This is a genomic window from Candidatus Omnitrophota bacterium (assembly GCA_040755155.1).
In the GTDB taxonomy this organism is placed as follows: domain Bacteria; phylum Hinthialibacterota; class Hinthialibacteria; order Hinthialibacterales; family Hinthialibacteraceae; genus JBFMBP01.
In genome coordinates this window covers 1-11,077 of sequence record JBFMBP010000034.1, presented here as the reverse complement: position 1 = coordinate 11,077, position 11,077 = coordinate 1, and the positions used below count along the sequence as shown (strand labels likewise).

The 11,077-nt window shown below is 52.3% G+C and carries 10 protein-coding genes; 5 read left to right on the top strand and 5 right to left on the bottom strand.

Translation table 11 applies throughout. The annotated features are described in order from the left end of the window. Positions 1-340: 340 nt before the first annotated feature. Complete coding sequence (locus tag AB1656_04130; protein ID MEW6234551.1) at positions 341-1,687, bottom strand: neutral/alkaline non-lysosomal ceramidase N-terminal domain-containing protein; 1,347 nt, start codon at positions 1,685-1,687, stop codon at positions 341-343. Positions 1,688-1,773: 86 nt separating this feature from the next. Continuing rightward, on the bottom strand, positions 1,774-2,043 hold the full coding sequence (locus tag AB1656_04125; GenBank protein MEW6234550.1) for a hypothetical protein: 270 nt from the start codon (positions 2,041-2,043) through the stop codon (positions 1,774-1,776). Here AB1656_04125 and AB1656_04120 point away from each other — a divergent pair. Beyond that, the gene (locus AB1656_04120; protein ID MEW6234549.1) at positions 2,042-3,337 is read left to right on the top strand and encodes a Gfo/Idh/MocA family oxidoreductase; all 1,296 of its coding nucleotides are present in this window, start codon (positions 2,042-2,044) and stop codon (positions 3,335-3,337) included. The two genes, AB1656_04125 and AB1656_04120, sit on opposite strands and share 2 nt — an antisense overlap. 24 nt (positions 3,338-3,361) lie before the next feature. Next, positions 3,362-5,761 (top strand): HEAT repeat domain-containing protein, encoded by a 2,400-nt coding sequence (locus AB1656_04115; GenBank protein ID MEW6234548.1) that lies wholly within the window; start codon positions 3,362-3,364, stop codon positions 5,759-5,761. Between the two features lie 212 nt (positions 5,762-5,973). Here the strand turns inward: AB1656_04115 and AB1656_04110 are convergent, their stop codons facing one another. Beyond that, positions 5,974-7,869, bottom strand: coding sequence for an NAD(P)-dependent oxidoreductase (locus AB1656_04110; protein ID MEW6234547.1), 1,896 nt, complete (start codon positions 7,867-7,869; stop codon positions 5,974-5,976). Positions 7,870-7,990: 121 nt separating this feature from the next. Beyond that, positions 7,991-9,058 carry a hypothetical protein gene (locus AB1656_04105; protein ID MEW6234546.1) on the bottom strand — a complete coding sequence of 356 codons (1,068 nt, stop codon included), beginning with the start codon at positions 9,056-9,058 and terminating at the stop codon, positions 7,991-7,993. A 777-nt stretch (positions 9,059-9,835) separates the two neighbouring features. On the opposite strand from AB1656_04105, the gene AB1656_04100 reads away from it, so the two are divergent. Both AB1656_04100 and AB1656_04095 read left to right on the top strand, forming a co-directional pair. Continuing rightward, positions 9,836-10,165 (top strand): type II toxin-antitoxin system RelE/ParE family toxin, encoded by a 330-nt coding sequence (locus AB1656_04100; protein MEW6234545.1) that lies wholly within the window; start codon positions 9,836-9,838, stop codon positions 10,163-10,165. Continuing rightward, positions 10,140-10,472 (top strand): addiction module antidote protein, encoded by a 333-nt coding sequence (locus AB1656_04095; protein ID MEW6234544.1) that lies wholly within the window; start codon positions 10,140-10,142, stop codon positions 10,470-10,472. Before AB1656_04100 ends, AB1656_04095 begins: the two co-directional genes overlap by 26 nt. A gap of 113 nt (positions 10,473-10,585) precedes the next feature. Here AB1656_04095 and AB1656_04090 read toward each other — a convergent pair whose 3' ends face one another. Further along, positions 10,586-10,732, bottom strand: coding sequence for a hypothetical protein (locus AB1656_04090; protein ID MEW6234543.1), 147 nt, complete (start codon positions 10,730-10,732; stop codon positions 10,586-10,588). 127 nt (positions 10,733-10,859) lie between these two features. On the opposite strand from AB1656_04090, the gene AB1656_04085 reads away from it, so the two are divergent. After that, positions 10,860-11,069 (top strand): hypothetical protein, encoded by a 210-nt coding sequence (locus AB1656_04085; GenBank protein MEW6234542.1) that lies wholly within the window; start codon positions 10,860-10,862, stop codon positions 11,067-11,069. The last annotated feature ends 8 nt before the right edge of the window (positions 11,070-11,077 follow it).

Here is an 11,077-nt window from a genome sequence, read left to right as displayed (position 1 = left end):
CCGCTATGTTTATGTTTATCCGCCGCACGAAGAACGAATCCAATCTGGTCCGCTTGAATAAATACGCGCAAGTCTTCGACGCCGTAGTACGGCTTGTCGACGAATTCATCCCCTGCATCGAGGAATCGCTTATCACGATTGCGGGCGAATCCCTGGGCGAAGCGATAGAATAACGCCAGGCTATACCAACCTGCATTAAGATTGTTGTTGTTAAAATTCCTCTCCCAAGATTGGGAGAGGTTAGGTGAGGGTTGATAGTATTAAGCTAACATTCCCTCACCCTAAACCCTCTCCCGGAGGGCGAGGGAATTTTAAGTAGTATTCTTAATAGGGCTTGGTATTATTTCGCCGCATCCACCAACCGGTGAACCTCCTTGACGATCGTCTCTTCGATCGGCGGCGCCCAAGGCCCGTGAAATCCATAATAAATCATGGAATCGACCGATTCGTATCCGCCTTCCTTCAATACCCGCAGCGAGGGGATATAACAGCATACGTCATTGGCGTAGCCGACGATCCAGGCGTTCTCGCGGCCCAGTTCGTGTTTCAGGCGCAGCGAATAATCCACTACTACCTCGCCGCCCATCGCCACAATAAGAAAATCGTTTAAACGCCATACCTGGAGGGGATAGGGATAGGTTTCGGGAATCTTTCCCTTTTCATCGAGAGTGGACAATAGATTCTTGGCGCGGCGTTGGATATGAATGTTGGAATCTTTCAATTGTTCTTGAAGTTGTTCTCTCGTTGGTGCGGGAATCAAGGAAAGATCGGTGAGCGAGAAAGCCGCATGGATCGGCCCATCCACTTCCTTCATGGCGCCGGAAAGAACTTGGCGCACCGCTTCGGCGAGTTCTCGGCCATGATTCTGGGCGTCTTCGATCTTCCGCCGGGGATTCGGATTCTGATCGGCGCCGCATCCGATAAAGAACATAGCCACGGCGCCGGGAATCGCTTCTTCCAGATCCAATTGAGCGAATCCGGCGTAATCCCCGTTGATCTCGTATCCGCTTAAAGTAGTGTTATGGCAGGCGTAGCCGAACACGACAGCTTTGATCGCGCCTTTTTCATCGATAACTTTTAGGACAGGCGCGTCTTCATCCACCGGGCCGATAGGATTCAATCCAATAGAAATCGAATCAAGATTGTATTGCCGCCGATTGATCGTAAAAGAAGCGGTTCCGACGCCGCGAGAGATCTTCGCCGGTTTCAGGTCTCGCACCGATTCCTGAATGACTTCGACCATTTTATCTTCCAACCATTTCATATACTGAATCACTTTTTGCCACTCTTCTTCCGGCATTCCGTACATATCCTTCAAGTTGTCGCGCAAGGCGGGGCCGCTATGGGTATGGGAGCATGTCAACATGAGATTGGCTCGAGGAACGCCGCATTCCTTTTCGACGCGCGCGGAAACTCTTGCCGCCAATCCTGCAGGAATGCCGATGATGTCGGAAGCGAGAAATACGGCTTTCGTTCCCTGATCGTCTTCCAAGGCTAAGGCTCTCGCGTAGAGATCGTGCAGTTTGCCTTCCGAAGGCTTATTGCGGAAAGCGTATCCGGCCATCCAGATGCTCGTCTGAGGCGTGATGACGGTTCTAGCGGCGCCCGCCTTCAGCGCAGCAAGAGCCGGGAATGGAAGAAGGAGCAAAAACAACAAGGATAAAGATAGAAATCGGCGTCTAATCATTTCGGTTCTCCTAGAACATGATAGATAAGGATAAATCATCACAAAAAAACCTTCGAGTCAAGCGAGTCTGGAAAGAATAACACTTGTTACGCCGCCAGTACGATCACGCCAAAGGAAAAATTGTTCAAGAGAAAATTCATCCCGGGGCTATTTTCAAATGCCCCTTTAAAGGGGCAAACGACAATAGCCCGCCGTTTCAACGGCGGGTTTGCTTTATTTAAACCAATCGGCTGCGTGCCAAAGGCTTCATCGTTATTCCTCCCTGCAACAACTTGACGGAAGGATGAGAAAGTAGAATCCTGTTTAGAGCCATAAAATTGAATTGGCAAGAAAGCATAGAAAGGACGAGATTCCATGAAATGGGATAAAACACTTAGCCGGCGCGCTCTGTTGAAAGGGGCCGCCGTTTCGGCGTTAGGCTTTCCGCTTTATGTTCCATCGTCCGCGTTAGGCGCGGATGGGAATACCGCTCCCAACGAGCGGATCGTTTTGGGGTGCATCGGCGTCGGATCGCAAGGTTCGGGAAATATGCGCGAATTCGCCCATTACAAGGAAGTGCAGATCGTCGCCGTCTGCGACGTGGACAAGGCGCACCGCGACAACGCCAAAAACTCCGTCGACAACCGCTACGAAAATACCGATTGCCAGACCTACGTCGATTTCCGGGAGATCATCGGACGCGGCGATCTGGACGCGGTTTCCGTGGCCATCCCCGATCACTGGCACGCCATCCTGGCCATCGCCGCCGCCAAAGCGGGCTTGGATATTTTCGGCGAAAAACCGCTTTCGCGCTCGATTCGGGAAAGCCGCGCCATTTGCGACGCCGTTCACCGCTATGGGCGCGTATGGCAGACCGGCAGTTGGCAGCGGTCGGTGGCCAATTTTCGCCAAGCCTGCGAACTCGTGCGCAACGGCAAAGTGGGAAAAATCCATACTGTCGAAGTCGGCCTGCCTACGGGTGGCCGAACGAATAACAAGCCGATCAAGCCGGTTCCCGAAGGATTGGATTGGGAGTTCTGGCTAGGCCCTGCGCCTTGGCGTCCCTATTGCGATTTCGGCAACGACAAGTGCCATTGGGATTGGCGTTGGATTATGGATTATTCCGGCGGCCAACTGACCGACTGGGCGGGGCATCACATCGATATCGCCCATTGGGGTCTCGATCTGGATCATACAGGACCGGTGGAGATCGAAGGCGAAGCTTCTTATCCCGAAGACGGCCTTTGGAATGCGCCCTACGCCTACCGCTTCATCTGCCAATACGCCGGCGGCCTTACGATGAACGTCAGCAACGCCAACCGGGGCGGAACCAAATGGATCGGCGACGAAGGCTGGGTATGGGTCGACCGCGGAGGCATCGACGCCTCGAACAAGAATTTGCTGAAACCGGACGCCATTGGCCCCAACGATATCCGGCTGTATAAGAGCGACGATCACAAGCAGAACTTCATCGACTGCGTGAAAAGCCGCCAATTGACGATTACTCCCGTAGAAACGGCGTGCCGCTCCATCAGCGTCGGCCATCTGGGCGAAATCGCCATGCTCCTGAAAAGAAAAATCCGCTGGAATCCGGAAAAGGAAGAAATTCTTGGCGATCCGGAAGCAAGCGGCTTGTTGGGACGTTCCTATCGCGAACCTTGGACTTTATAAATTGAAAATCATGGGAGTTGAACAATGAAGATAAAGAAAATTACTATACGCCGCTTTTTCCTTCTCATCGGTCTTTGCGCAGCCTGGCCTTGGGCGATGACCCAAGCCGAACCGTTCGATGCGAAATCCATCGATAAGGACGCCATCAAAGCCTATGATTACGGCCAAAGCCGCAAGGCTTTGAGCATTGTGGAAGAAGGTCTGCGCAACGCCGATCCAACCCAAACTAAAAACATCGAAAAAATCATGGCGGAAATCATCGATTCCGCCAGCGCGACATTCTACGCCAAACAATTCGCCTGCCGCATCATTCGCCGCATCGGCGCAGACGAGTCGCTGCCCGCGTTAGAAAAACTGCTGCGGGACGAGAAACTCTCCAACATGGCGCGGTTCGCTTTGCAGGGATCGCCGTCGCCTAAAGCGGGCGCCATTTTGCGGGCGGCGATGAAAGACGTAAAAGGCGATTTGCTCATCGGCGTTATCGGCTCCGTCGCCCAACGCCAAGACCGCAAGGCGGTTTCCGCCATTGCGCCGCTGATCCAAAGCGAAGATAAAAACCTGGCTCGGACGGCGATAGCGGCGCTGGGCGAAATCGGCGGCGCCAAGGCGGCGGATCTTCTCGCCAAAGCGAATGTCCCTCAAGAACTGCAAAGCCAGCGCGACGATTCGCTTCTTCTATGCGCCGACGCCCTGGCCGCCGAAGGGACTAAATCGCGAGCGAAAAACATCTACGGTAAGTTCACGGAAAAGAGTAATCCGATAAAACTGAGAGTGGCGGCTTATTGCGGCATCGTCAAAATGGATAAAGAAGACGCCGCGCCAACGCTCCTCTCGTTATTGCGCGAAAACGACATCGAATTGCTTCAGACGGCAGTGGGTCCATGCTTACGCATGATTCCAGGATCGTCCATCGTAAAATCCATTAGCGAGCAACTACCGTCGTTTCCCCCCAATGTCCAGGCGATGCTTTTGACTGCTTTGGCGGCGCGAGGCGACGCCAGCGCGGCGCCCGCCGTAGTTATGGCCGCTAAGAGCGATAACGCCGAAATCAAAATCGCGGCGATAAAAGCTTTAGGGACATTGGGCGAAGCGAGCCATGTCTCCTTGCTCGCCGAGACGGCGGCGCAAAGTGGAGACGCGGGAGCCGCCGCCGAAAAAAGCCTGGCGCAATTGCGCAATGCGGACGATGAGATTCTAGCGATCGTGAAATCGGCTGACGCCAAAATCCAACCCGCCTTGATCCGCAGCCTCGCGGCGCGCCGTACTGATGGCGCGATTCCCGTACTGTTGCCCCTGGCGCTCGACGCCAACGCCGAGGTTCGCAAAGAGTCGATTAAAGCGCTCAGCCAATTGGCAAAAGAGGAAAACCTGCCGCAACTATTGCCTCTCATCGCCGAATCGAAAAACGAAGACGATATCCAGGCGGTGGAGAAGGCCGTTTTATCCATAGCAAAACAAGTAGTGGATGAGGCGAAGCGTTCGGAATATTTCATTAACGCATTGCCGGACGCTCCTCCCGCATTGCGCATCTCCCTCCTGCGCATGTTGACCGAATTGGGCGGCGAAAAAGCCTGCGGCGCGGTTCGAGACTCTATGGCGAAGGACGGCGATGAATCCGTTCGCCATGCCGCCTACCTGGCTTTAACGGCATGGCCCGACGCTTCTCCCATCGAAACGCTGCTGGCCTTGGCGCAAAAAGAAGAGGATTCCGCCAAACGCAAACTGGTTCTGAAGGGTTACTTGCGCATGATCGATCTGGTTCGCAGCGATTCCATCGAACAGACGCTGGAAAAATTCCAGTCCGCCCTCAAAGCCGCCAAAGACAAGGAAGAAAAACAAATGGTTATCGCAGCGGCTTCCAGTCGGGCCAATTTGGCGGTTTTGGATTTCCTCGAAGGCTGCCTCAGCGATGCGGAAGCGGGGCCGCCGGCGTTGGAAGGTTATAAAAAAGTCGTCAAACAATTGGAAAAAAGCAACGCCGACCGCAATCAGTGGAAAGTATCCGCCTCGAATAACAGCGGCGCAGCGGCCAACGCCATCGACGGCAGAAGAAGAACGCGCTGGGATTCCGCCGCTTCGCAAACGCCCGGCCAATGGTTCCAGATCGATTTGGGAACAGAGAGCGTCATCGAAGAGATCACGCTGGACGCAACGGGTTCTAATGGCGATTATCCGCGGAAATACGCCGTCAATTTTTCCATCGACGGAAACAATTGGGAATCGCCCATCGTAGAAGGCGCAGGAGATCAAGCGGTAACGAAGATCGAAATTCCATCCAAAAGCGCCCGTTTCATTAAAATCGTTCAAAACGGCAGCGTAGAAGGCACATTCTGGTCGATTCACGAACTCTCCATCATCGCATCGGCGAGTCAAGAAAAACTGCAACATGCTTATGAAGTATTGAAGAAATTCGAGAAGAAGTAATACCAACTTGTATAAATATTGTTGTTTTAAAAATTCCTCTCCCAAGATTGGGAGAGGTTAGGTGAGGGTTGATTCGAGTATACTTAAAATCCCTCACCCTAAACCCTCTCCCAGAGGGCGAGGGAATATGGCTGCTTAACATGAGTGATATAAAAAAAGGCGGCGGGATTTTCGATTCCGCCGCCTCGATCTTTTTTATTGCCCGTTCGGTTTCAGTATCCAACCTCTTTATTGACTACATTCAATAGTGGTTCTCCTACGGCGAAGCGGCGCACGTTTTCCCGCAGAATCAGCCAGCGGCGGTTCCAACTCTCATCCGTCCAGCCCGACATGTGCGGCGTGATGATAACATTGTCCAATTTCCAAAGCGGATGGTCCGGCGGCAGCGGTTCCGGATCGGTTACGTCCAGCCCCGCCCCTGCTATGGTTTTGTTGCGCAGCGCTTCTACGAGGTCGTCCTGGTTGACGACTTCGCCGCGCCCGATATTGACGAAATAGGCGGTCGGATTCATGAGTTCGAATTCTTGTTTGCCAAAATAGCGGCGTGTTTTGGGGGTTAGCGGTACGCAGCAGGCCACCACATCCGCTTGCGGCAGGAGGTTGTGCAGTTCTTGCGGCTGGCCGATATAGCTGATGAAATGAGGCTTCTCCATCGGCTTGGGATCGACAGCTTTGACGATCATGCCAAATCCTTTCGCCCGCGCGGCGACTTCCCGGCCGATGCCGCCCAGCCCCAGAATCAACATGGTTTTGCCCTTCAGTTCGGTGATGGGATGTCCCTTCACCCATCCCCACTTGCCATTCAATTTCTGTTCATGCTGAGCCGCCAGCGCTTTGGTGAACATGAGAACGAATCCCATCACGTGATCGGAAATGGCCGGCCCCATCATCCCTTGCCCATTAGTGAGAATGACGTCGCTATTGACGAATTCGGGAATGAGATATTTATCCACCCCCGCGCTCTGCGAAATCACTAAACGCAGTTTCTTGGCGGCATGAAATTGCTCGGGCGTAAGCGGCGTCATCGCGGCGTCCACATCGCCGATCTTTTCCAAGATTTCATCATCGTTGCGAATGTTGACAAACTCCATATCCGGCGCAACCCGCTTTAATGCCGCCAGTTGCTTTTCGCTCAACGAAGAAGTAAGCATTTTCTTGGGAGGCGTCCAGCCGGGCGTATCTTTGGTAGGCGAGGGGCCGCCTTCAAATCCATGTTCCAACAGCGGCCACGGCGTAATCATTCCCGCCGCATAGCGATAGGCGTATTCGATATTCGCCGGTTGCGGCTGGCGCCCCGTCCATTTTTCGTACATGGGGATGCGGATGGATGCGAGCGCCTGTTCCAGCGTCAGGCCATCGTCGACGGCCTTTTGCGCCTCTTTCCGCAATTGGACGAAATACTCTTTCTGCGTCTCCAGCAAGTCTTTTCCAGCGGTTTCGCCATGGCCGGGGCAGACGGTCTCGATATCCAGCCCTTGCAGATGCGACAGGATCGCGATCCAGTTCTCCAGGTTGGATTCGCCCAGGTAATTGAAAACGCCGTTGACGCAAAGATCGCCGGTGAAGAGGATTTTTTCCTTGGGCAGATAGGCGACGGCGTCCCCCTTCGTATGCGCATGGCCGAACCATAGAAGTTCGACCCGCTTCTCTCCGTCGTCGAAAACCTGGATATCGTCGAAAATTACGCTGGGCTGCGCCAATCCCCTAGCAAGATAATCCGGCTTATCCTTCGCCCATTCGGCGAAATCCTTCACGCCCCCTTTCAGCGTCTCCCAACACTCGCGCTGAGCGATGATGGATGCGCCCGCCTTGGCGAAGACGGCGTTGCCGTAGGAGTGATCCCAATGATGGTGCGTGTCGAAGACGAAGCGGATCGGCTTATCCGTCGTCTTGCGGATATCTTCGATCGCCTTCTCGGCGTCGCCGGGAATGGAAGCGTCAACGACGAGAACGTAATCCTTGAAAACAATCCAGCCGATATTGCACACGGCCACCGCCGGACGAAAATAAACGCCGGGCGCGATTTCCTTAATTTCAGCGCTATCGGCGAATGCAGAGAAAAATAGAAGCAATAATCCTAAACGCGACAGTATTCGTTTGAATTTCATGATCGATCCTCCAACAAGGCGGGCGCCCGAAAGCAGGCGCCATCCCGTTTATCTTTTTATCCCTAAAATCTTAATCCAGACATTATAGGCGGGCGGGTAGCGAAGAAAAGAAAAAAATCGATTACGCCATCATGGCGAATCGTTTGAACCAATTCGTCATTTTCCAACCCCATCCGCGTTCGAAAGCAGGCTTCTCCATCGCGCAGACCAGACAGCCGGGATAGGATCGCGCCCGCGCCGTTTCCTCTTTGGCGGCGGGAAGAAGCATGGCCGCCAGCGCAACGTCTTTGACTATGAAGGGCGCCGGCAATGCGGCTGGCGCTACAGCGCTCGCTTCCGGCGGATACCAGCGGTATTGATGATAAAACACGGCGGGCCGGTCGCCCAGCGGCTGGAGCGTCTGAATAACTTGCCGATTGAAAGCCGCAACGTTCCCTTGAAAATCCTGCAACCGCTCGCCGATCTCCTCTCGGCTCTTCGCCGCGTTCAAAGCGTTTTCCGCCTCTTGGATCGTTTCGTAAAACAATCCCGCTATCGGCGCCAACTTAATTTTTCTGACCTGCAATTCCTCCCAGGACAACGAGAGGATCGCTTGGGGGACGATGTAAGGAAACTCCAAGACGGCGCGCACGGAGGCGTCGCCGCTTCCCGCCGGGAAAAGTTCCAACAATTCCGCCAACTCGTCGAATTCGGTTGCGTCGGCGCAGCGCGGCAGGCGGCGCTGCGCCTGCTGTTCCAGCGTAAGACAGGCAATCAGCGTCATGACCATCTGCCGCGTGGCGAAGCACCAGATTTCCCCGGAATCGGGGACGGCCAGGCCCAGTTCCATAGCGCAAGCGGCGGCGTCGGGCCATACTTTGAGACGGAAGAGATGATACGTCTTCGTCGAGGTCCGCTCCTTCATGAATTTGCCCATGCGCCGGATATACTCTTCCCGGTTCTCTTTGTAGGCTCGTTCCAACGTCTTGATAAACCGTTCGGCGGCCCACTCGCTGCGCTCCAACGGAATCGAATCTTCGAGAAATCCAGCGCCGCTCAGATTCGCGATCGTGCTTTTCGCCAACTTGCCGTCTCGAGGCGGACGGTCGGAGGAATGAATGCGCATGAGCCGCGAAGAGTAGAGATATTGATGCCGCAAGAGAACATCGTTGGCGAGATAGAAATGGGGAAAAAAGATCGATTCCGTCATAAGCCCTTATCGCGTTTCGCAAGCATCATGTTTACCATTAAAGAAAACATAATCTAGCGCAACCCCCGCCCCCGCTCCAGCCGAACGGACGCGAAGATTTTCCAGAATCCGACGAAAGGACTCGTTACAGAATAATGTTGGCTTGTTAATAATATATTTGTATAATGAGCCTCTTGCAAAAACTCTATAATTCCTCCCCCAAGCTTGGGGGAGGTTAGGAGGGGGTTGCCTTAAGTCTAATAAAATCAACCTCCCTCTAACTCCCCCCAAGCTTGGGGGAGAATTTAAAAGCGGATTTTATTAATTTTGCAAGAGCCTCTAATATTTGGCATATAATCTTTGAAAACTTCTAAAGGTTCGTCGAAATCCTCCGCTCTTTCAATAAGACCTTTGGCGCGCCCAAACTGCGATTTCCGGCGGGGTTTCGCCACGGAGACCATCTGGATCATTTGGTTTTCGTCTTTGCGGATAAATACCGATTCCCCTTACAAAACCTTATTCACCAAGTCAATCCGCATGGATGGAGCTTCCTTTAAATCCACTTGCGCCATGATTCGTCCCTCATCGTTGGATGATGGAAATAGTATAGCCTAAAGTTCCGAAAATTCCTCTCCCATCTCCATTCTTTATCCTGAGCATCCTTCCACCCTGGGCATCATGATTCGGACAAAGAGCGTTCAAGGGCGGAAAAAACCTGGTTCTTGCCGCCCCGCCGCCAAAAAGGCAGGCAAAGAAATATAAGATTGACAATATGTAACCTATAGGTTACTATTAACTATGCTGAAGATTCGCGTTTTTCAAACTGATGATGGAAAAGAACCCTTCACAGAATGGTTGGGTTCTCTTTCTTCCAAAACAAAAGACCGTATTTTCGACTGCCTATATCGGGTCGAGCAGGGGAATTTAGGCGATTTCAAACATATTGGAGATCATGTTTTCGAATTGCGGTTTTTCTTCAACGGAGGATTAAGGATTTACTTTGGGCGAGATGGAAACGAAATCGTCATTTTACTGTGCGGCGGCGACAAAAGCCGTCAGAAGCGGGACATAGAGAAAGCGCTTGAGTATTGGAGACAATACCTTGAACAAAAAGAAGAAAAAATATAGAACGTTTGATGAAATCGTAGAAGAGCGTTTCAAGGAACATCCCGATGAGATCGCTGGATTTGTGCAAACCGTTCTCGAAGAGTATGAAAAAGAACCGGACGAAGGAGCATTGTTGTCCGCATTACGCCAGGTTGCCATAGCCCAGGGAGGTATGACGGAGTTAGCAAAGAAAACCAACCTTTCCCGAGAAAGATTATATAAAACTCTTTCCCGGGAAGGAAATCCCCGTCTCAAAAATCTGAGACGAATTTTACAGGCGTTTGGATATACGCTGACCTTTAAGCCTGTGGAGATATCCCGCCGTTAAGAACGAAATTGGATGATTATATGAAACATCCGGATTCCATTTGTCATAATCCCGAAACACATGCGTACGTGAAAAATCCTTCAGATTGGGAATGGTCATCGTTTCACCAATGTTCAATCAAAATGGGATAAAAAGAATTGGGGAAGTCGGAAGTGGGAAGACAGGATGGATGCGGGCGTGGGAAAAAAAGCAATCGTCTGAATCAGGATCGTCAGGATTTTCTGGATATCCAGGATGTTGTTATCTTTTATCTTGCGCATCCTTCCATCCTGGGCATCATGATTCGGACAAAGAGCGTTCAAGGGCGGAAAAAACCTTGCTCTTGTCGCCCGCCGTAAAGTATAATTATGAAGAACCAGTCAATCCCAAAGGGAGAATCCGCCGATCATGGACGCTTCTGAAATCGTGATCCAGAAAATTCGCCAACTCCCGCCCGAACAGATGCAAAAAGTCTTGGAATTTATTGATGGTTTGGATAACGATCTCGGATTGGATGAAGATGCAGCTATAGCCGAACGGCGTTATGAAACCATGAAAAACAGCGGGGGAAAAAACCTCGTCTCATCGGATGAAATGCGCCGTAGATTGGGTTTTTGATGAGATAT

Bases quoted from the DNA above. Each gene is read 5' to 3' on its own strand.
- AB1656_04130 (MEW6234551.1), bottom strand. From the start codon at position 1,687: ATGATTAGACGCCGATTTCTATCTTTATCCTTGTTGTTTTTGCTCCTT.
- AB1656_04120 (MEW6234549.1), top strand. From the start codon at position 2,042: ATGAAATGGGATAAAACACTTAGCCGGCGCGCTCTGTTGAAAGGGGCC.
- AB1656_04125 (MEW6234550.1), bottom strand. From the start codon at position 2,043: ATGGAATCTCGTCCTTTCTATGCTTTCTTGCCAATTCAATTTTATGGC.
- AB1656_04115 (MEW6234548.1), top strand. From the start codon at position 3,362: ATGAAGATAAAGAAAATTACTATACGCCGCTTTTTCCTTCTCATCGGT.
- AB1656_04110 (MEW6234547.1), bottom strand. From the start codon at position 7,869: ATGAAATTCAAACGAATACTGTCGCGTTTAGGATTATTGCTTCTATTT.
- AB1656_04105 (MEW6234546.1), bottom strand. From the start codon at position 9,058: ATGACGGAATCGATCTTTTTTCCCCATTTCTATCTCGCCAACGATGTT.
- AB1656_04100 (MEW6234545.1), top strand. From the start codon at position 9,836: ATGCTGAAGATTCGCGTTTTTCAAACTGATGATGGAAAAGAACCCTTC.
- AB1656_04090 (MEW6234543.1), bottom strand. From the start codon at position 10,732: ATGCGCAAGATAAAAGATAACAACATCCTGGATATCCAGAAAATCCTG.
- AB1656_04085 (MEW6234542.1), top strand. From the start codon at position 10,860: ATGGACGCTTCTGAAATCGTGATCCAGAAAATTCGCCAACTCCCGCCC.